The following is a 19,514-nucleotide window of genomic DNA, read 5'->3' on the forward strand; positions in this document are numbered from 1 at the left end:
GCGTATGATTTGCCCAAATTCCGGAGGGGACCATGAACGAAATGAAGGATGTGAAACCAGCGCTGAAGGCCAAGGATGCCCCCGATCTCGGGGCGTTCGACTGGGAGGATCCCTTCCGGCTGACGGACCAGTTGTCGGAAGAGGAACGCATGCTGGCCGAGGGCGCGCGCGCCTTCGCCGCCGAAAAGCTCGCGCCGCGGGTGACCAAGGCATTCCTGGAGGAGACCGTCGCGCCCGACATCTTTGCCGAGATGGGCGGCATGGGCCTGCTTGGCATCACGGTGCCCGAGGAATACGGCGGCCTGGGGTCGTCCTACGTGTCCTATGGACTTGTGGCGCGCGAGATCGAACGCGTCGATTCCGGCTACCGCTCGATGATGTCGGTGCAGTCGTCGCTGGTGATGTACCCGATCTACGCCTACGGCTCGGAAGAGCAGCGCCGTAAGTACCTGCCGAAACTGGCCACCGGCGAATGGATCGGCTGCTTTGGCCTGACGGAGCCTGACGCGGGGTCCGACCCCGGCGGCATGAAGACGCGGGCGGTCAAGACCGACGGCGGCTACCGGCTGAACGGCTCCAAGATGTGGATCTCCAACAGCCCCATCGCGGATGTCTTCGTGATCTGGGCGAAGTCCGAGGCGCATGACGGCAAGATCCGCGGCTTCGTGCTGGAGAAGGGCGCCAAGGGCCTCTCTGCGCCGAAGATCGAGAACAAGCTGAGCCTGCGTGCCTCCGTCACCGGCGAGGTGGTGCTGGACAACGTGGAGGTCGGGGAAGAGGCGCTGCTGCCGAATGTGCAGGGTCTGAAAGGGCCGTTCGGGTGCCTGAACCGTGCACGCTACGGCATCAGCTGGGGCGTTCTGGGCGCGGCAGAAGCCTGCTGGCACGCGGCCCGTGCCTATGGACTCGACCGCAAACAGTTCGACAAGCCCATCGCGGGCACACAGCTTTTCCAGAAGAAGCTGGCGGACATGCAGACGGAGATCGCTTTCGGCCTGCAAGGCTGCCTGCGCGTCGGACGGCTGATGGACGAGGCCCGCGGTGCGCCCGAGATGATCTCCATTCTCAAGCGCAACAATTGCGGCAAGGCGCTGGACATCGCCCGGATGGCCCGCGACATGCACGGGGGCAACGGCATCTCTGCCGAGTTCCAGGTGATCCGCCACATGATGAACCTCGAGACGGTGAACACCTACGAGGGCACACATGACGTGCACGCGCTGATCCTCGGCCGGGCGCAGACGGGCCTGCAGGCGTTCTACTGACATAAGAGGCGGCGTGCGACTGTAAGGTCAGTCGCCGCCGCCGGTTTAGTGAATGCCGACACCAGCGCCTTCGATCTGGTGCCGATGGCAAACGTGAGCTTCACCAAGCTTTGGAGCATTGGACAGCAAGTCCCGAGTATTGCGTCCAAAAAGCGAAGCCCCAGCGCGGTCACACCGAGGTGCCGGTTTCTGGTCCAACACCGATGAGCGACCTGTTTTGGCAACGACCTTGGGAATTCGTGCCAACACAGCGACAAGTGTAAGGAGGGTCGCTTCCGGGCCTGACAGAGCCGTCTTGTTCTGCATGTCTTTATCAGCGGGATTGGGCGGTGCATGAAACCAGACAGGGACCGTTCCAAACCCGACACGTTAATCTGATAATCTGTATTATGTGTAAATTTGATGTGGTGAACCACTGATCCGCTGCATCGTCTGGTATCGCATCCGGCCGAATTTTCTTAACCCTGCCTAAGAACCACAACCCTAGATAACCTGTCGAACACGCGCTCAAGGCTGGACAACCCGGTTGACCAGTCGTTAACTCGCGCACCTCAATACCGGAGTCCGACATGACCTCTATCCTCGTGCTGAATGGCCCGAACCTGAACCTGCTTGGCACACGTCAACCCGAGATCTACGGATCGACCACACTTTCGGATGTCGAGGAGATGTGCCGCACCCACGGCGCGACCAAGGGCGTCTTGGTGACCTGCCTGCAGTCGAACTTCGAGGGCCAGCTCGTGACCTGGATCCATGAGGCGCGCGGTGTGCATGCCGGGATCATCCTCAACGCTGGCGCCTACACGCACACGTCCGTCGCGTTGATGGACGCCATCAAGGGCACACAGATGCCGACGATCGAGCTGCACCTGTCCAACGTGCATGCGCGCGAGGCTTTCCGCCATCATTCCTACATCAGCCCTGTCGCAATCGGGGTCATAGCGGGCTTTGGCGCCAAGGGCTATACTCTGGCAATCGACGCCCTGTTGGGCCATCTGGAGGGCTGATCCGTGACGCCGGACTTACGAGACAAGCTGATCGAACTAACCAATGTCGACCGTGTCGAAGTCCTCTGGGCGGAACACTGCAACCTGATGGACGCCTACGGGTTCGACCGTCTGATCTACGGGTTCACCCGGTTCCTGACGCCGAACTCGATGGGCGATCCGAACGATTTCGTCATTCTGAGCAACCACTTGCCGGCCTATCGCAAGGGTTTTGTCGAAGGCGGTCTGTACCGCGATGCACCCATGGTCCGCTGGGCGCTGGAGAACGAAGGCCATTGTTCCTGGCGCGTCCTGGCCGAGCAGATCACCACCGGTGCGCTCTCGGAAAAGGCGCAGAGGGTCGTGGCGTTCAACGTCGCGCACAAGGTTCAGGCCGGCTACACGATCAGCTTCAAATCCGTGTCGAGCCGCGCCAAGGGCGCGATTTCCCTGACGGCGCGGGCCGAGATGACGCAGGACGACGCGGATGCCGTCTGGGCGGAACACGGCCCGGACATCATCCTCTTGAACAACCTCGTGCATCTCAAGATCCTCACCCTGCCCGTTCCTTTGCATAATCAGACACTTACCCCGCGCCAGCGCGAGGCCCTGGAATGGGTCGGTGACGGCAAGACCATGCAGGACATCGCGCAGATCATGGGCCTGACGCAGGCAACGATCGAAAAGCACCTGCGCCTGGCACGCGAGACCCTGAACGTGGAAACCACCGCACAGGCGGTCGCAAAAGCAGCGTTTCACAACCAGATGTACATAATAGAGGCGTGATTCCACGCTCTAATTGAGCCGCGCTTCGTTGCTGCATCAACATGACGCGGAAACGGGCAAATCGCTTTCGCTTGCACGCGCTTCCTGCAGGTCTTCTTAAAATTCGATTTCAAAACCTGAAATCGGCGGCTGCGAAATCGTTAATTTTCCGTTTTTACCTGTTGGTCAGGAAATCCCGACTTTCTTTACCATGGGTAAATTGCGAGGGTATCCACGTTCCGTGAGTGGTGGCTTTGGCCATGGAGCAAAGGAGCGGCACCCCGCGTATTTCCGGGCACTGTCGATCTTCCGGTGCAAACCGGCGCTGGTCCAGCGGGGAAATTTCCGCCCCGTTGGCCGGCATCCCAAACGGGGTCCCCGGTCTCATCCCCAATGTCTCACCGGGGGCCCCGCCCTTTTGTCCATTTGCAATAACGAAAGCGCCGGTCCCATCTTGGAACCGGCGCTATTTGTTGCTGTCGTCCAAGGGCGCCGCCTGCAAAGACGGCGCCCGTCCGGAATGGGACCTCAGCCCTGAGCGGCCTTCGCCACTTCGGCTGCGAAATCCTCTTCCTTCTTCTCGATGCCTTCGCCGACCTGCATGCGGATGAAGCCGGTGATCTCTGCACCTGCCTCTTTCGCGGCCTGCGCGACGGTCACATCGGGGTTCAGCGCGAAGGGCTGACCGACCAGCGTGATCTCGGCGAGGAACTTCTTCATCCGGCCTTCGATCATCTTCTCGATCACCTGCTCCGGCTTGCCGGATTCGCGGGCGATGTCGATCTGCACCTGGCGCTCTTTCTCGACGATAGCCGGGTCCAGTTCGGACTCGTTCAGGGCCGCCGGGTTGGTGGCGGCGATGTGCATCGCGACCTGCTTGCCGAACTCGTCGGAACCGCCGGTCAGCGCAACCAGCACGCCGATCTGGCCCATGCCGTCAGCCGCCGCGTTGTGCACGTAGGTGGACACGGTCTCGCCCGAGATCTTGGCCATCCGGCGCAGGGTCATGTTCTCGCCGATCTTGGCAACCGCGTCGGTGATGTTCTCCGACACCGGCTTGCCGTTGAGCTGTGCATCGGCCAGCGCCTCGACGGAGTCGACGTTCAGTGCGGCGCCGGCAATGCCAGCCACCATCGACTGGAACTCGGCGTTCTTGGCGACGAAGTCGGTTTCCGAGTTGACCTCGACGGCGACGCCCTGGCCGCCTTCGACCTTCACGGCCACGAGACCTTCGGCGGCGGTGCGGCCGGACTTCTTGGCGGCTTTCGCCAGACCCTTGGTGCGCAGCCAGTCGACCGCGGCATCCATGTTGCCGTCGTTCTCGACCAGGGCCTTCTTCGCATCCATCATGCCTGCGCCGGTCATTTCGCGCAGTTCTTTCACCTGTGCAGCAGTGATCGCCATCGCTTGGCTCTCCTCATGTCATCTTGGTGGGGCACGGTGGCCCCTTCAAACCGGCGCATGGCAGTCCCCTGCCCCGCGCCGGATCGCGAACCTCATGTCACGGGCAGGTATCGCTTTTGCGACAGCCCGCCCGGACCGGCTCAGTTGCCGTCGGTGCCGGCCAGCAGCTCTTCTGCCGGGGCTTCCTCGAGCGCGCCGAGATCGACGCCTGCCGCTTCCATCTGGCCGGTCATGCCGTCCAGGGCCGCACGGGATGCGAGGTCGCAGTAGAGCGCGATGGCGCGTGCCGCGTCGTCGTTGCCCGGGATGATGTAGTCCACGCCGTCGGGCGAGCAGTTGGTGTCGACAACCGCGACAACCGGGATGCCCAGCTTGTTGGCTTCGGCCACGGCCAGCTGCTCTTTCTTGACGTCGATGACGAACAGCATGTCCGGCACGCCACCCATCTCACGGATGCCGCCCAGCGAGGCCTGCAGCTTCGCCTGGTCGCGTTCCATGTTCAGGCGCTCTTTCTTGGTGAGGCCCTCTGCGCCGGATTCCATCTGCTCGTCGATGGAACGCAGGCGGTTGATCGACTGCGACACGGTCTGCCAGTTGGTCAGCGTGCCACCGAGCCAGCGGTGGTTCATGTAGTACTGTGCGCACTTCTCGGCCGCTTCGGCGATCGGCTGTGCTGCCTGACGCTTGGTGCCGACGAAGAGAACGCGGCCGCCCTTGGCGACGCAGTCACGGATGGCCTGCAGAGCCTGGTCCAGCATCGGGACGGTCTGCGTCAGGTCCATGATGTGGATGCCGTTGCGCGCACCGTAGATGAACTCGCCCATGCGGGGGTTCCAGCGCTGCGTCTGGTGGCCGAAGTGAACGCCAGCTTCAAGCAGCTGACGCATGTTGAACTCGGGAAGAGCCATGCCTTCTATCCTTTCCGGTTTAGCCTCGGCGGGGGATTTGTCCGGATCATTCCGGGCCAACCGGTGGACCTATGGGGATGTCTCCCCCATAAGGCCCGCCCCCGCCTGCGGGTTCGTGAGGGGGCCATTACAGAGGTTTGTACGCCGTGGCAAGCCCATAACGGCCGGCGATGCGGGCATGGCGCCATACAGCCTTTCCTGAGCTGCGGATCGGCGGTGGCGTGACCGGGGCCAAGTGGGGTTTCGCGCGGAAGATCGCGACAGGCAAGTGGATCGTTCGGAATTGCGAGGGGCCGCGCAGCAATGCGGCCCAACCGTTTGAATTTCCTGTCTTAGTCGGCCAGCGAGATCAAAGGAAAACCCGCTCCACGAACCAGTAGGCGCCGACGCAGGCGATCGCGACGGAGGCGGGCGTGGCCACGTAGCGGCGGTAGGCGTCGAGGTGATCCACGAAATGTGCCGAGATCAGGCAGGCCACCGAAAGCGCCGCCAGCGGCCAGAGGAAGACCGGCGCCCCTGCCCCCATCGCGGCGGTGAATCCCGGGCCGTTCAGCAGGTAGCCCGCCGCCACGAAGACGATGGCCAGCACGCCGTAGACCACCTGCGCCATGCGCTGGTCGGCCTTCAGGCGGTCGGTTCTCTGGGCCAGGACCACCAGCAGGAAGGCGATGGCGATGACCGTGAGCTGGCCGAACTCCACGCCGACGTTGAAGCCGATAAGTGCTGGAATGAACTGGTTTTCCGGCAGTCCGAACTCTTGCAGGACCGAGGCGAATCCCAACCCGTGCAGCAGGCCGAAGATGAAGATCACCAGCGGCCGCCAGCGGTGCAGCTTGTCGGAGACGATGTTCTCCACCGCGACGTAGACGATGGAGGCGGCGATGATCGGTTCCACGATGCTGCCGGGGATGGATACGTACCCCAGCGCGCCGAGCGCGAGCGTCACGGTATGCGCCAGCGTGAAGGCAGAGATCTGCCAGAGCAGCGGGCTGAGCCGGGTGGAGAGGAAGAACAGGCCCAGCACGAAGAGGATGTGGTCGAGGCCCAAGGGAAGGATGTGCTCGAAGCCCACCGGGATGTAGCTGGCGAAGGTGGCGAGCGGCCCCATGGCGTCGCCGCCGGCGAGGGTGATCGGTTCGGACGGGCCGCCGGTCAGGTAGCCGGTATAGCCGTCCTCGACGTCCATCTGCCGCAGGATCAGCGTGCCGTATTCCGAAGGCCAGGAGACGGTGATCGCCTGCGCGCCCGCGGGCAGATTTCCGTTCAGGAACAAGCGGCTCTCGCGCGGAAGGTCGATGTTGGGTTCGTCGTCGATCTCGACGTTGCCGAGCGTGAGCGGCACCTCCGTACCGTCCTGCGTGGTCACGGTGACCGGGCCGAGGATGGCCTGTTCCTCGCCCTCGATGCGGGCCTTCAGGTCGTCGGGAGAGAGCGCGCGGAGGGTATCGACCTCCTCTGCGCCGTCGGTGGCGTTGGTGTCCTCCACGCCTTCGAGGTCGACGCCTGCCAGAAGCGGTTCCGCCGACAGGCGCAGCACCAGCGCCAGGTCGGACCCTTCGGTGGTCAGGTCGCCGATGGCGGGCCGGACCTCGTGGGCGGCGGCGGTGGAAAGCCACAGAAGGCTGGCGAGAAGGGCGGCAAGGGCGCGGATCATGGTCGTCTCCGTGGCGGCAGTTCCGATCCAAGATGACGCAATGTCAGGCGGGTTCAAGGGCGGAAGCGACCCCATCGTACGCCGTTAACCTGCCACATGGGCACCCCCGAGGGATAAACGGCGCGCGCGGAGGGGTAACGGAGCGTACGCCGCACGGGCATACGACATGCTGTGGTGCGAAAACGCATCTGCCACAACGGGTTAACGGATCTTCATGAATCGAGAGGCGCGTTAAGGGACGAACCGGCCGATTGGACCCCGATTCCCGGCCGGTTGTTAATCTTTTGCGCGAATCGGTGCCGTCAAACCGTTGCGCAGCAATGTTTTTCGTTAACCCTGCCGGAAACGTCGCGTCACGGCGCCCTGCCCGCTCAGCCGGTCTGGTCGGTGACCGAAAGGCCCAGCAGCCGCCAGCTTTGCATGCCGCCGCGATAGTAGAAGATACGGTCGGCCGGATAGCCCGCCTCGATCATGTTGCGGATCGCGGTCGGCGACTGCCCGCACCAGAGACCGTTGCAAAACAGCGCGACACGCCGCGCACCGGCGCAATCCCAGCCGTCGAAGTCGGGCTCGCAGCCGAGCTGTGCCAGTTCGTCGATGACGTAGGTATAGGGGATGTTCACCGCGCCGGGGATGGAGCCGGTGCGGAACCAGTCTTCGGTTCGGCTGTCGATCACCATGGCGTCGGGGTCCTGCAGCATGTCGAGCAGTTCCAGCTCGCCGATGGTGGTCACGCCCGGTGCCGGGGTCATCGGCTGGATGCAGAACGGCGGACAGGCGCGCGAGGTCTGTGCCCATTCGCCGTCAAGCTCGTTGGCCTGGTCCTGGATGCGGCTGATGGTGGCCGATCCTTTTGCCGTCTCGATCGTGACCGAGGGCATGTCCGGGGTGATGTTGACCTCTTCGGCCAGGAGCGGCGTGCTGAGCAGCGCGCCTGCGACGATGGATCTGATGAGCATGATGTGTCCTCCCTTGTGAAATGGAGGTTGGGGCCGGGCAGGCACAATTCAAGCGCGGGCGCCCTGCCCCCATGTGCTGCCGACGGTCATGGGGCGCCTTGGGTGGGGTCGTCCCCGCGCTTCGCCGGACCCGCTGGTTTGCCCGGGGCTTCGCCCGTTCGTCGCTTGAAAGGTCCACCGGACCTTTCATCCGGCTCTGCCGGACCCGCTCCTTCGCCCGTGATTTGCCCGAACCGTCCCCCGGACGGTTCGCCGCGCCGGAGGCGCGGTCCGGCCGCCCCGGGGCTTCGCCCGTTCGTCGCTTGAAAGGTCCACCGGACCTTTCATCCGGCTCTGCCGGACCCGCTCCTCACCCCAGCGCGTATCCTGCGCCGCGGACGGTGCGGAGGGGGTCCTGACCGCCGTGCTGGCTCAGCGCCTTGCGGAGGCGGCCGATGTGGACGTCGACGGTGCGGGTGTCGACATAGATGTCGCGGCCCCAGACGCGGTCCAGAAGCTGTTCGCGCGACCACACGCGGCCCGGCTTTTCCATGAAGGTGGTCAGCAGGCGGAATTCTGTCGGGCCGAGTTTCAGCGGCTTGCCGTTGCGGGTCACGCGGTGGGTCTCGGAATCGAGCACGATGTCCTCGTATTCGAGCCGCAGACCGGCGGCGGAGGGCCGGGTGCGCCGGAGTTGCGCCCGCACCCGCGCCATCAGCTCGATGATCGAGTAGGGTTTGACCACGTAGTCGTCGGCGCCGGTTTCAAGGCCACGCACGCGGTCGATTTCCTCCGAGCGGGCCGAAAGCATGATGATCGGCACGTTGCGGGTTTCCGGCCGGGTCTTGATCTGGCGGCAGACCTCGATCCCGGAGACGTTGGGCAGCATCCAGTCGAGGACCACGATGTCGGGGTTTTCCTCCGCCATCATCAGGAGCGCCTCTTCGCCGTTGCCGGCGCTGGCCACCCGGAAGCCTTCAGCCTCCAGGTTGTAGGACAGGACTTCGCGCTGTGCCGGCTCGTCCTCGACGAGCAGAACCGTGGGCTGATCCGCCGCCATCGCCCTCAGTCCTCGTCCGCTTGCGAGAACTCCGGCGAGAGCCGGTAGTCGGAGGACGTGCGGTCGTCCTTTACCCGCGCCTCTGTCGGCATCTGCCCGGTGACGAGGAAGACCACCTGCTCGGAGATCGAGGTGACGTGGTCGCCCATGCGTTCGATGTTCTTGGCGATGAAATGCAGGTGCATGCAGGCGGTGATGTTGCGCGGGTCCTCGAGCATGAAGGTCAGGAACTCGCGGAACAGCGTGTTGTACATCTGGTCGACGTCGCGGTCGCGGTCGATCACGTCGAGCGCCAGCGCCTCGTCGCGCTGGATGTAGGCGTCGAGCGCGTCCTTCAGCATCAGCTCCACCTCGCGGGCCATGCGGCGGAGCGAGGCGGCGGTGCCGCCGATCTGCTGCATCTGCGACAGGACCGAGGTGCGCTTGGCGATGTTCTTCGACAGGTCGCCGATGCGTTCGAGGTTCGCCGACATGCGCATCACCGACAGCACGACCCGCAGGTCGGAGGCGATGGGCGCGCGCAGGGCGATGACCCGGGCGGCTTCCTCGTTTAGGCTTTCGTCCATGGCGTCGATGGCCTTGTCGCCGTCGCGCACCTTCTGGGCCAGTTCCTCGTCCCGCTTCTCGAGCGCGGTGGCGGCGCTGATGATCGCCTCTTCGACGAGGCCGCCCATCTTCATGATCCGGGCCTGGATGCCTTCGAGGTCGCGGTCGAAGGCCGAGGCGATGTGCTGGTTCAGTTCGGTCATGGGATTATCCGATCCGTCCTGTGATGTAGCTTTCGGTGCGGGGATCTTCGGGGTTGGTGAAGATCTTGCCGGTTTCGCCGTATTCCACGAGGTTGCCGAGGTGGAAGAAGGCCGTCTTCTGGCTTACGCGGGCGGCCTGCTGCATGGAGTGGGTCACGATCACCACCGAGTAGTCCTGCCGCAGCTCGTCGATCAGCTCCTCCACCTGGCTGGTGGCGATGGGGTCGAGCGCCGAGCAGGGCTCGTCCATCAGCAGGACCTCCGGTTCGGTGGCGATGGCGCGGGCGATGCAGAGGCGCTGCTGCTGACCGCCGGACAGGCCGGTGCCGGGCGCCTGCAGGCGGTCCTTCACCTCGTTCCAGATGGCGCCGCGGCGGAGCGACTTCTCGACGATCTCGTCGAGGTCGGCCTTGTTCTTGGCGAGCCCGTGGATGCGCGGCCCGTAGGCGATGTTGTCGTAGATCGACTTGGGGAACGGGTTGGGCTTCTGGAAGACCATGCCGACCTTGGCGCGGAGCTGCACCGGATCGACGCGCTTGTCGTAGATGTCTTCGCCGTCGATCTCGATCCGGCCCTCGACGCGGCAGATGTCGATGGTGTCGTTCATCCGGTTCAGCGTGCGCAGGAAGGTGGACTTGCCACAGCCCGAGGGGCCGATGAAGGCGGTCACGGTCTTGTCCTCGATGTCCACGTCCACGTCCTTGATGGCGTGGGTGTCGCCGTAGAATACCTGAACGCCACGGGCGCTGATCTTGGTCTCGGTCTGGGTCACGTTTCGGTCCGTATGCGGTGCGTCGTACATGTTCATGGGTCCTATCCTAGCGGTTTGGCCGCCCGTCGGGAATGCCGGGCCTTGGCGGTGGGGCCGGATCTCTCCGGCTTACCAGCGGCGCTCGAAGCGGCGGCGCAGGATGATGGCGATGATGTTCATGGTCAGCAGGAAGACCAGGAGGATGATGATCCCGCCCCAGGCCCGTTCGTAGTAGGCCGGGTCGGCGCGCTTGGCCCATTCGTAGATCTGGGCGGGCATGGCGGAGTTCGGGGACATGAAGCCTTCGGCGATGCCCTCGGGGTAGTTGGTGGCGATGTAGCCCACCATGCCGATCAGCAGGAGCGGCGCGGTTTCGCCGAGCGCCTGCGCCAGGCCGATGATGGTGCCGGTCAGGATGCCCGGCATGGCGAGCGGCAGCACATGGTGGAAGACCGCCTGCATCTTCGACGCGCCCACCCCCAGAGCCGCGTCGCGGATCGACGGCGGGACCGACTTCAGCGAGGCGCGGGTGGAGATGATGATCGTGGGCAGGGTCATCAGCGTCAGCACGAGGCCGCCGACCAGCGGCGCGGACTGCGGGAGACCGGCGAACTGGATGAAGACGGCAAGGCCCAGGATGCCGAAGACGATGGAGGGCACGGCCGCGAGATTGGAGATGTTCACCTCGATCAGGTCGGTGAAGCGGTTCTGCGGCGCGAATTCCTCGAGGTAGATGGAGGCGGCGACACCGATGGGCAGCGACAGCGCCAGCACCACCAGCATCATGAAGAAAGAGCCCAGCATCGACACGCCCAGACCGGCCTGTTCGGGGCGGGATTCGGAGGCGTCGGCGCCGAAGATGAACTCGGAGTTGAAGGACTTCTCGACAAGCCCCGCCTCGCGCATCTGGTCGATGAGGTCGAGGTGCTCGGCGTCGATGTTCTTGTCGCGGGTGATGTCCTCGCGCTTGACCCGGCCCTTGAAGTAGCCGTCCACGCGGGAGGATGCGAGGATGCGAAACTCGATGGTCTCGCCGATCTGGCCGGGGTTGGCGATGACGTAGTCGCGCAGCTGTGCGGCGGCGGAGGCGGAGATCAGCGCCTTCATGTCGCCGTCGTCCTCCAGCGGGGTTTGGAAGCCCTGCTCCTGCACCTGCGCGAAGATCGCCTGCTGGATCAGCGGCTGGTAGCCGAAGGTGGAGACCTTCTTGATGTCCTCGATGTCGCGGTTGCCGTTCTTGTCGAGCTTTGCCTCGTCCAGATAGACGGGCACCTCGATGAAGGTCTGCTGGAAGGCGGTCAGGCCGTTCGTCAGGATCGCCCAGAGCAGCACGACGAGGAAGAAGATGCCGGTGCCGATGGCGGCGAGGCCGTACATCCGGAAGCGTTTCTCGGCAGCGTTGCGGCGCTTGGTCCGGGCGTCGGCGGCGGTCAGGGAAATCTTGCCGCGCGGTGCACCGGCGGTGTCCATGGATGCGTCGGTCATTCGTACTGCTCCCGGTACTTGCGCACGATGTAGAGGGCGAAGACGTTCAGCCCCAGCGTCAGGATGAAGAGGGTCATGCCGAGGGCGAAGGCCACCAGCGCCTCGGGCGAGGCGAAGTCGGCGTCGCCGGTCAGCTGGGAGACGATCCGCGTGGTCACGGTGGTCATCGCCTCGAAGGGGTTCAGCGACAGCTTGGCCGCGGCCCCTGCCCCCAGCACCACGATCATCGTCTCGCCGATGGCGCGCGAGGTGGCCAGCAGGATGGCGCCCACGATGCCCGGAAGGGCCGCGGGCAGGATCACCTGCTTGATGGTCTCGGACTTCGTCGCGCCCAGCCCGTAGGAGCCGTCACGCATCGCCTGCGGCACGGCGTTGATGATGTCGTCGGAGAGCGAGGAGACGAAGGGGATCAGCATGATGCCCATGGCGATGCCGGCGGTGATGACCGCGCGGGTGCCCTGCATCCAGCCCAGACCGTCGCTGCCGAAGACCGACAGCAGCAGGGGGCCGACCGTCAGCAACGCGAAGAGGCCGTAGACGATGGTGGGGATGCCGGCCAGCACCTCGAGCGCGGGCTTGGCGTAGGCGCGCATCTTCGGGCCCGCGTATTCCGACAGGTAGACGGCGGCGAAGAGGCCAATCGGCACGGCGACCAGCAGCGCCACGAAGGAGATGTAGAGCGTGCCCCAGAGCAGCGGCCAGATGCCCAGCTCGGACCCGCCGCCGAAGGAGGGCGACCAGGTGAGCGAGCCGAAGAATTCGCCCGCCGGGTAGAGGTTGAAGAACCGGATGGTGTTGCCGATCAGCGAAAACACGATGCCGATGGTGGTCAGGATCGCGATGGAGGCGGCGGCGATCAGCAGGTAGCGGACGGAGGTTTCCACCACGTTGCGGGCGCGGAAGTCCTTGTGCGTCTCGCGCAGGGCGATCACGAAGCCCGCGATCGCGAGGACCAGCACGGCCACGGTCATGTAGAGGTTGCCGCGGTTGTTGATGACGCGGAACTCCTGGGCGGCGTCCAGCACGGCCGGGGTGATCGCGGAGGTGACGATCTGGCCCGCGTCCTTCAGCGACTGGGTGAGCTGGTCGGCGCTGATGTCGCGCACGCGGTCGGCCTGCATCAGCCCTGCGGCGATGGCGTTGTCGATGCCGTCGGCGGTGCGGCGCACCTCGGCCATCACGAGCGACAGGTTGCTGCCCTCGGCGACCTCGCTTTCGGGGATCATCCCGGAGACGACGGAGTTGACGTAGATCGGCTGCGCCAGAAGCCAAACGATCAGCAGCAGGAAGGCGGGAACGACGACCTTGATCGCCGCGTTCGAGCCGTAATAGGACGGCAGCGAGTGCAGGTGGCGGCTGTCGCCGCCGGCGCTCTTCATTGCGCGGCCGCGCCCGGCGACATAGCCGACGGCTGCCAGCGCAAGCACGATCACGATGAGCCAGAGTAAAGGCATGTGCCCCCCGAAGTCCCTGATGTATTTCTTTGCCTGAATGGCGGACGGGGCGGCGGGAATGGCCGCCCCGTCTGAGGTGTGCAAGGTCCCTTTCGGGTCCTATTACATGCCTTCTTCGGACATGGTGGTCTCGTTCGCGACCTTTTCCTGGGTCTGTGCCAGTTCCGGGTCAGCCACGAGGCCGTATTCGGAGAGCGGGCCGTCCGGGCCTGCGATCTCGTCTGCGACGAAGAATTCCGCGAATTCCTTCAGGCCCGGGATGACGCCGATGTGTGCCTTCTTGATGTAGAAGAACAGCGGGCGGGAGACCGGGTATTCGCCGGAGGCGATGGTCTCGGTCTTCGGCTCGATGCCGGAGACGGTGGCGACCTTCAGCTTGTCGGTGTTGTTCTCGTAGAACGCCAGGCCGAAGACGCCGATGCCGTTGGAGTTGGAGTCGATGGAGGCCAGCGTCTCGGTGTAGTCGCCGTCGATGTCCACGGAACGACCGTCGGTGCGCACTGCGATGCAGGCGTCCTCGGCGTCGTCCTCGGACATGCCGCTGTCGAGCATCGCCTGCAGTGCGCCGGTGGTCTCGCAGCCTGCTGCCAGGACCTTCTCTTCAAAGACTTCACGGGTGCCGTGCTTGGTGCCCGGGATGAAGGCCATGATCTCGGCTTCCGGCAGCTCGGCGTTGAACTCGGACCACATGGTGTAGGGGTTGTCGACCAGCTCGCCGTCCTTGACCACTTTCGGGGCCAGGGCGTTGTAGATGTCTGCCGGTTCGAAGGCGGTGAAGGCCGGGCCGTCGATCTGGGAGGCGAAGACGATGCCGTCATAGCCGATGCGGACTTCGATGATGTCGGTCACGCCGGCGTCTGCGCAGGCGGCGATTTCGTTTTCGCGGATCGCGCGGGAGGCGTTCGCGATGTCGATGGTGTTTTCGCCCACGCCTTCGCAGAAGCGCTTGAGGCCGGCGGAGGAGCCACCGGATTCCACGACCGGGGTCGGGAAGTCGAAGTTCTCGCCGAAGGCTTCGGCCACGATGGAGGCGTAGGGCAGAACGGTGGAGGAGCCTGCAACCTGCACGTTGTCACGTGCGTAGGCTGCGGAGGCTGCGGAAGCGAGCGCCAGAGCAGAGGCGGTCAGTTTCACGAATTTCATCAGGTTTGCTCCCTAGGTCAGGAATCGATCATCCCCAGTGATGACCGTCGCGCCCCTCGCTAAGGACAGCGCGCAATGCTTTTGTGACGGTGATGTAACAGTTTGATGACGGCGCGGTTTTTAACGGGATTTCATGCAACGTGAGCGGGACGCGGGCGGCATGACTTCGCGCCTGGGACGGTATGCGGTTTGAGTGGATTTTGTTTTATTGTTTAATGCCAGATACTTCCGCGGCGCTCTTCAATTTGCACGCGCTGAGGGGCGGAAATCGTCGATGACGCTGGGTCATTTTGCCGATCTCGACGGATACTTCGGCGCCCCGGTCGAATCGTGACGGCGCGTTTACCGATTCCCGGGGTTTGTGACGGGCGGGCAAACGTGCCGCCGCACCGTCAGCCGGCGGGCAGGATGACGGTGAAGGTCGTGCCCTTGCCCAGTTCGCTGTCCACCCGCAGCCGCCCGCGGTGGCGGTTCACGATGTGCTTGACGATGGCGAGACCCAGTCCCGTGCCGCCCATCTCGCGCGAGCGGTGGCTGTCCACGCGGTAGAAGCGTTCAGTCAGGCGCGGCAGGTGGATCTGGTCGATCCCCGGGCCCGTGTCGCTGACCGTCAGCCGCACCCCCCGGCCCCGGACGCGCGGTTCGTAGTCCACCGCGGTCAGCGTCACGGTGACGGAGGCGCCGCGCCCGGAATACTTGATCGCGTTCTCCACGAGGTTGGTCAGCACCTGCCGAAGCTGGTCCTCGTCGCCGGGAATGGACAGCGGCACATCGGGCACCGACAGGTCGAGCGTCACGCCCGCCTCCTCGGCGATGGGGCGCAGCCCGTGCAGCGTCGACCGCGCGATCTCGGCCGGGTCGAGCCGGGTCGTGGGCCGGACGCGTTCGTCCGCCTCCACCCGGCTGAGCGACAGCAGGTCGCCGATCAGCCGGTTCATGCGGGCGGCCTCCGACTCCATGATCGACAGAAAGCGCGCCTGCCCCGCCGGATCGCCGCGCGCCGGGCCTTTCAGCGTTTCGATGAAACCGATCAGGGCGGTCAGCGGCGTGCGCAGTTCATGGCTGACGTTGGCGACGAAGTCGCGGCGCATCTGGCCGATCTGCTCGATGGAGGTGACATCCTCGAAGCAGACCAGCACGCCACGCCCGCTTTCCAGCGCCACGGCGCGGACGGTCACGCGGTAGGTGGTGTCCTGCCGCCCGTCATTGGTCAGGAAGTCCGCCACGCGCGGCGAGCCGTCGCGCAGGCAGCTCTCTATCGCGTCGAGCAGGCCCGGCTGGCGCAGCGCAGTGATGAAGTGGCGGCCCCGGATGCCCTGCCCCAGCAGCGCCAGCGCCGGGCCGTTGGCCGCCTCGATCCGCTCGTCCCGGCGGATCATCACCGCAGGCAGCGGGATCGCCTCGACGAAACCCGCTTCGGCCTCCGTCATCTCAGACGCTCCGCGCGGCGGCGATCCCCGCGTCGAAGCAGGCGATCAGCGCGTCGGGGTCCTCGAGCCCCACGGAGACGCGGAAGAACCCCTCGGTGATGCCGAGCGCCTCGCGGCCCTCGGGTGTCAGCGCGCGGTGAGAGGAGGAGGCCGGGTGCGAGAGCGTGGTGCCCACATCGCCCAGCGTCGGCGCGAAGGCCACGCCGTTGGCGGCCTCGGCAAAGGCGTTGGCCTCGGCGCGTCCGCCGTCGAGCACGAAGCTTACCATGTTGCCGCCCTGCCCCTGCAGCAGCCCCTGCGCGCGGGCCATGTCGGGGTGGTCGGGCCGGGTCGGGTAAAGCACCCTGGCGATGCCCGCCTGTCCGGCGAGGTGATCGGCCAGCCGCCGCGCGGTCTCCTGCGTGCGGGCCTGCCGCAGCGCGAAGGTGTGCAGCCCGCGCTCCGCCAGCCAGCAGTCGAAGGGGCTGGGCGTCATGCCGGTGGTCACGGCGAAGACCCGCATCTTCGCCATCAGGTCCGGGTCCCGCGCGCCGATCCAGCCGAGCGTCACGTCCGAATGGCCCGCCAGCAGCTTCGTCACCGAGTGCAGCACGATGTCGGCGCCGTGTTCGAACGGTTTGACCGTGGCGGGTGTGGTGAAGGTGTTGTCGACCACCAGGAGCACGCCCTTTTCCCGGCAGAGGGCGGCGATGCCGTCGAGATCGGCAAGCCGCAGCGTCGGGTTGGAGACGACCTCGATCAGTACCATTTTCGTTTCGGGGCGCAGCGCGGCGGCGACCGATGCGGCGTCCGTCACCTGCGCCATGGTGGTCGCGATGCCGAGGCGCGGCAGGTCTTCGGTCAGCATCCTGAGCGAGCGGCCGTAAAGCTGATCGCCGCCCACGACGTGGTCGCCCGCCTTCGTCAGGCCCAGCAGCACCGCCGCCACCGCCGCCATGCCGGAGCCCAGCACCAGGCCGCCCTCGCACCCTTCGAGCGCATCGATGCGGCGGGCCAGCACGTCGGCGTTGGGGTGGCCCTCACGCGCGTAGGTGTAGCCCTGCGCCCGGCCCTCGTATTGCGAATCGAGCTCGTCCGGCGTGGTCGAGGCATAAACCACCGAGGGCATCAGCGGCGTGATGACCGGGGTCGAGAGGCTCTGCGGGACGGTCACGGGACGTTGCAGCGTGGGTTTCATGGCGTCTTTCCTATCGGGTCTTCTGATGGCGTCAGAGGGAGCACCGCGCGCAGGGGCTGTCAATCGCGCAAACCCGCGGGCACGCGCGATTTTCGTGTGAGATCAGGGGGCGCTCAGAGCGCGCGCAGGCCCTTGGCAAAGCGCCGGGCGTTGGCCTGGTAGCCGAGCGCAGACAGCTTCAGGCCCTCGATGGCCTCGGGCGTCAGTTCGCGCACGACCTTGCCCGGCATCCCCATGACGAGGCTGCCATCGGGGATCTCCTTGCCCTCGGTCACCAGCGCGCCCGCGCCGATCAGGCAGTTCTTGCCGATCTTCGCGCCGTTCAGGATCGTCGCCCCCATGCCGATCAGGGTGTTGTCGCCGATGGTGCAGCCGTGCAGCATGACCTTGTGGCCGATGGTGCAGCCCGCGCCGATCACCAGCGGATAGCCCATGTCGGTGTGGCAGACCACGTTCTCCTGCAGGTTGGAGCCGCGGCCGACGCGGATTTCCTCGTTGTCGCCGCGCAGGGTGCTGCCGAACCAGACGGAGCTGTCCTCCTCCATCACGATGCGGCCGATGACATGCGCGCCGGGGGCGACCCATGCGGTGGCGTGCAGTTGCGGTTCGATGTCGTCCAGGGCGTAGATGGTCATGCGAGCTCCTCGAATTCCGTTTGCAGGCTGCGGACGTGGTCCACGAGCCAGGGCTGTTGCAGGCGGCGCAGACGGGTGGCGGCGACGATGGTCTTCAGTTGCCCGAAGGTGGCGTCGAGGTCGTCGTTCACCAGCACGTAGTCGTAGCTGCCCCAGTGCGAGATCTCGTCCCAGCTTTTCTGCATCCGCTTGGCGATCACCTCCGGCGCGTCCTGTCCGCGGCCAACGAGGCGGCGGCGCAGTTCGGCGATGGAGGGCGGCAGGATGAAGACCGAGAGCGTGTGCGGCCCGAGCGCGGAGTTGACGATCTGCTGCGCGCCCTGCCAGTCGATGTCGAACAGCACGTCGCGCCCCTGCCCGATCGCGGCCTCCACCGGCGCGCGGGGCGAGCCGTAGAAGTGGCCGAAGACGTGGGCGTGCTCCAGCATCCCCTGATCGTTGACCGTGCGCTTGAAATCCTCCTCGGCAAGGAAGTGGTAGTGCTGGCCGTCCACTTCGCCGGGCCGCGGCGCGCGGGTCGTGGCAGAGACGGAGAACCTCAGGGACGGGTCCCAGTCCAGCAGGCGCCGCGACAGGGTGGATTTGCCCGCGCCCGAGGGCGAGGACAGGATGATGAGCAAACCGCGGCGGTTCGGCAGGCTGTCGGACATTGCGGTCATTCCACGTTCTGGATCTGCTCGCGCATCTGGTCGATGGCGGTCTTGAGGCTCAGGCCGATGCGGGTCAGTTCCGTATCGCCGGACTTCGAACACAGGGTGTTGGCCTCGCGGTTGAATTCCTGGCAGAGGAAGTCGAGCTTGCGGCCGATGGCGCCCTCGGTGGCCATGAGGTCGCGGGCGGCGCCGATGTGGGCGCGCAGGCGGTCGATCTCTTCGGTGACGTCGGATTTCACCGCGATCAGCGCGAGTTCCTGCGCGATGCGCGCCTCGTCGATGCCGTCCACGTTGTCGGTGACGCGGGCCAGCTGGGTGCGGAACCGCTGCACCTGCGCATCGGCGCGGACGGCGATGGCGGCCTCGGCCTCCGTCACCAGCGACTCGATCTCGGCCAGCTGGCGCATCACGATGTCGGCCAGCGCGGCGCCCTCACTTTGCCGCATTCCGATGAACGCATCGAGCGCGCGGGAGAAGTCGGCAACCAGCATGTTGCGCAGCGCGTCCTGGTCGACCTCTGCGGCCTCAGACGTCAGCACGCCGCGCAGGCCCACCACCTCGGCCGCCGTCGACGGCGCCAGCGAGAGCCCGCGTTCCATCGCCTCCGCCTCGATCCGGGACATGGCGTCGAGCACGGCGGTCAGCTGGCCCTCGTCCAGCCGCAGCGCGCCGTCGCCCGCGTCGGAGGTCAGGCGCAGCCCGATCTGCACGTTGCCGCGCACCAGGGCCTTGGCCGCAAGGGCCCGCACCTGCGCTTCGAGCCCCTCGACCCAGTCGGGCAGGCGCAGGCGCAGGTCCAGCCCCTTGCCGTTGACGCCCCTCAGGTCCCACACCCAGGCAAGGCCGAAGGCCGCGCCCTGAACACTCGCGAACCCGGTCATGGACTGCCGCATGTCTGTCTCTCCTGTCATGGGTTCCGGGTAAAGCCCGGAGCCGCGCAAGGCAAGCGCCGAGCGCCCGGCAGACGGCGCCGTTCCGGCAGGCAGATGCCAACAATTCTTTGGAAGACGTTAACCGTTGAGCCAGAAATGAGGCGAAATTCGGGCGGCGTTCTGGT

At 65.5% G+C, this 19,514-nt stretch carries 18 protein-coding genes; 3 read left to right on the forward strand and 15 right to left on the reverse strand.

Annotation, left to right across the window (positions count from 1 at the left end):
• The first annotated feature begins 41 nt into the window (after positions 1–41).
• The 3 genes from CDO87_RS21220 to CDO87_RS21230 all read left to right on the forward strand — a co-directional run bounded on the left by CDO87_RS21220 (position 42) and on the right by CDO87_RS21230 (position 3,037).
• Positions 42–1,265: an acyl-CoA dehydrogenase gene (locus CDO87_RS21220; protein ID WP_100931071.1), complete on the forward strand. Its 1,224-nt coding sequence runs from the start codon at positions 42–44 to the stop codon at positions 1,263–1,265.
• A 569-nt stretch (positions 1,266–1,834) separates the two neighbouring features.
• On the forward strand, positions 1,835–2,272 hold the full coding sequence (gene aroQ, locus CDO87_RS21225; RefSeq protein ID WP_100930626.1) for a type II 3-dehydroquinate dehydratase: 438 nt from the start codon (positions 1,835–1,837) through the stop codon (positions 2,270–2,272).
• 3 nt (positions 2,273–2,275) lie between these two features.
• The gene (locus CDO87_RS21230) at positions 2,276–3,037 is read left to right on the forward strand and encodes a LuxR family transcriptional regulator (RefSeq protein ID WP_100930627.1); all 762 of its coding nucleotides are present in this window, start codon (positions 2,276–2,278) and stop codon (positions 3,035–3,037) included.
• A gap of 507 nt (positions 3,038–3,544) precedes the next feature.
• Here the strand turns inward: CDO87_RS21230 and tsf are convergent.
• The 15 genes from tsf to CDO87_RS21305 form a co-directional block, all read right to left on the reverse strand.
• Positions 3,545–4,420, reverse strand: a complete 876-nt coding sequence (tsf, locus tag CDO87_RS21235) for a translation elongation factor Ts (RefSeq protein WP_100930628.1) — start codon at positions 4,418–4,420, stop codon at positions 3,545–3,547.
• Positions 4,421–4,560: 140 nt separating this feature from the next.
• The gene (gene rpsB, locus CDO87_RS21240; protein ID WP_100930629.1) at positions 4,561–5,328 is read right to left on the reverse strand and encodes a 30S ribosomal protein S2; all 768 of its coding nucleotides are present in this window, start codon (positions 5,326–5,328) and stop codon (positions 4,561–4,563) included.
• Positions 5,329–5,677: 349 nt separating this feature from the next.
• On the reverse strand, positions 5,678–6,982 hold the full coding sequence (locus CDO87_RS21245) for a HupE/UreJ family protein (protein WP_100930630.1): 1,305 nt from the start codon (positions 6,980–6,982) through the stop codon (positions 5,678–5,680).
• Positions 6,983–7,353: 371 nt separating this feature from the next.
• On the reverse strand, positions 7,354–7,941 hold the full coding sequence (locus CDO87_RS21250; RefSeq protein WP_100930631.1) for a rhodanese-like domain-containing protein: 588 nt from the start codon (positions 7,939–7,941) through the stop codon (positions 7,354–7,356).
• A 349-nt stretch (positions 7,942–8,290) separates the two neighbouring features.
• Positions 8,291–8,980 (reverse strand): phosphate regulon transcriptional regulator PhoB, encoded by a 690-nt coding sequence (gene phoB / locus CDO87_RS21255; RefSeq protein WP_100930632.1) that lies wholly within the window; start codon positions 8,978–8,980, stop codon positions 8,291–8,293.
• Positions 8,981–8,985: 5 nt separating this feature from the next.
• Positions 8,986–9,729: a phosphate signaling complex protein PhoU gene (phoU, locus tag CDO87_RS21260; RefSeq protein ID WP_100930633.1), complete on the reverse strand. Its 744-nt coding sequence runs from the start codon at positions 9,727–9,729 to the stop codon at positions 8,986–8,988.
• Positions 9,730–9,733: 4 nt separating this feature from the next.
• Positions 9,734–10,531, reverse strand: coding sequence for a phosphate ABC transporter ATP-binding protein PstB (gene pstB, locus CDO87_RS21265; protein ID WP_100931072.1), 798 nt, complete (start codon positions 10,529–10,531; stop codon positions 9,734–9,736).
• Between the two features lie 78 nt (positions 10,532–10,609).
• Positions 10,610–11,965 (reverse strand): phosphate ABC transporter permease PstA, encoded by a 1,356-nt coding sequence (gene pstA, locus CDO87_RS21270; protein ID WP_100930634.1) that lies wholly within the window; start codon positions 11,963–11,965, stop codon positions 10,610–10,612.
• The gene (gene pstC, locus CDO87_RS21275; RefSeq protein WP_100930635.1) at positions 11,962–13,419 is read right to left on the reverse strand and encodes a phosphate ABC transporter permease subunit PstC; all 1,458 of its coding nucleotides are present in this window, start codon (positions 13,417–13,419) and stop codon (positions 11,962–11,964) included. Before pstC ends, pstA begins: the two co-directional genes overlap by 4 nt.
• Before the next feature lie 102 nt (positions 13,420–13,521).
• Complete coding sequence (locus CDO87_RS21280; RefSeq protein ID WP_100930636.1) at positions 13,522–14,562, reverse strand: substrate-binding domain-containing protein; 1,041 nt, start codon at positions 14,560–14,562, stop codon at positions 13,522–13,524.
• Between the two features lie 392 nt (positions 14,563–14,954).
• Positions 14,955–15,992: an ATP-binding protein gene (locus tag CDO87_RS21285; protein ID WP_100930637.1), complete on the reverse strand. Its 1,038-nt coding sequence runs from the start codon at positions 15,990–15,992 to the stop codon at positions 14,955–14,957.
• A gap of 1 nt (position 15,993) precedes the next feature.
• The gene (locus CDO87_RS21290) at positions 15,994–17,169 is read right to left on the reverse strand and encodes a PLP-dependent aspartate aminotransferase family protein (RefSeq protein ID WP_100930638.1); all 1,176 of its coding nucleotides are present in this window, start codon (positions 17,167–17,169) and stop codon (positions 15,994–15,996) included.
• A gap of 113 nt (positions 17,170–17,282) precedes the next feature.
• On the reverse strand, positions 17,283–17,804 hold the full coding sequence (locus CDO87_RS21295; RefSeq protein ID WP_100930639.1) for a gamma carbonic anhydrase family protein: 522 nt from the start codon (positions 17,802–17,804) through the stop codon (positions 17,283–17,285).
• A complete protein-coding gene (gene gmk, locus CDO87_RS21300; RefSeq protein WP_198521905.1) occupies positions 17,801–18,454 on the reverse strand; it encodes a guanylate kinase in 654 nt (217 codons plus the stop codon). The genes CDO87_RS21295 and gmk overlap by 4 nt, the downstream gene beginning before the upstream one ends.
• Positions 18,455–18,459: 5 nt before the next feature.
• The gene (locus tag CDO87_RS21305; RefSeq protein WP_254698237.1) at positions 18,460–19,350 is read right to left on the reverse strand and encodes a YicC/YloC family endoribonuclease; all 891 of its coding nucleotides are present in this window, start codon (positions 19,348–19,350) and stop codon (positions 18,460–18,462) included.
• Between the last annotated feature and the right edge of the window lie 164 nt (positions 19,351–19,514).

This window comes from Sagittula sp. P11, from assembly GCF_002814095.1.
GTDB lineage: Bacteria > Pseudomonadota > Alphaproteobacteria > Rhodobacterales > Rhodobacteraceae > Sagittula.

Excerpts from the sequence above, each read along its gene's own strand:
- CDO87_RS21220 (WP_100931071.1), top strand. The coding sequence starts at position 42 with ATGAAGGATGTGAAACCAGCGCTGAAGGCCAAGGATGCCCCCGATCTC.
- aroQ (WP_100930626.1), top strand. The coding sequence starts at position 1,835 with ATGACCTCTATCCTCGTGCTGAATGGCCCGAACCTGAACCTGCTTGGC.
- tsf (WP_100930628.1), bottom strand. The coding sequence starts at position 4,420 with ATGGCGATCACTGCTGCACAGGTGAAAGAACTGCGCGAAATGACCGGC.
- rpsB (WP_100930629.1), bottom strand. The coding sequence starts at position 5,328 with ATGGCTCTTCCCGAGTTCAACATGCGTCAGCTGCTTGAAGCTGGCGTT.
- CDO87_RS21245 (WP_100930630.1), bottom strand. The coding sequence starts at position 6,982 with ATGATCCGCGCCCTTGCCGCCCTTCTCGCCAGCCTTCTGTGGCTTTCC.
- CDO87_RS21250 (WP_100930631.1), bottom strand. The coding sequence starts at position 7,941 with ATGCTCATCAGATCCATCGTCGCAGGCGCGCTGCTCAGCACGCCGCTC.
- phoB (WP_100930632.1), bottom strand. The coding sequence starts at position 8,980 with ATGGCGGCGGATCAGCCCACGGTTCTGCTCGTCGAGGACGAGCCGGCA.
- phoU (WP_100930633.1), bottom strand. The coding sequence starts at position 9,729 with ATGACCGAACTGAACCAGCACATCGCCTCGGCCTTCGACCGCGACCTC.
- pstB (WP_100931072.1), bottom strand. The coding sequence starts at position 10,531 with ATGTACGACGCACCGCATACGGACCGAAACGTGACCCAGACCGAGACC.
- pstA (WP_100930634.1), bottom strand. The coding sequence starts at position 11,965 with ATGACCGACGCATCCATGGACACCGCCGGTGCACCGCGCGGCAAGATT.
- pstC (WP_100930635.1), bottom strand. The coding sequence starts at position 13,419 with ATGCCTTTACTCTGGCTCATCGTGATCGTGCTTGCGCTGGCAGCCGTC.
- CDO87_RS21280 (WP_100930636.1), bottom strand. The coding sequence starts at position 14,562 with ATGAAATTCGTGAAACTGACCGCCTCTGCTCTGGCGCTCGCTTCCGCA.
- CDO87_RS21285 (WP_100930637.1), bottom strand. The coding sequence starts at position 15,992 with ATGACGGAGGCCGAAGCGGGTTTCGTCGAGGCGATCCCGCTGCCTGCG.
- CDO87_RS21290 (WP_100930638.1), bottom strand. The coding sequence starts at position 17,169 with ATGAAACCCACGCTGCAACGTCCCGTGACCGTCCCGCAGAGCCTCTCG.
- CDO87_RS21295 (WP_100930639.1), bottom strand. The coding sequence starts at position 17,804 with ATGACCATCTACGCCCTGGACGACATCGAACCGCAACTGCACGCCACC.
- gmk (WP_198521905.1), bottom strand. The coding sequence starts at position 18,454 with ATGTCCGACAGCCTGCCGAACCGCCGCGGTTTGCTCATCATCCTGTCC.
- CDO87_RS21305 (WP_254698237.1), bottom strand. The coding sequence starts at position 19,350 with ATGCGGCAGTCCATGACCGGGTTCGCGAGTGTTCAGGGCGCGGCCTTC.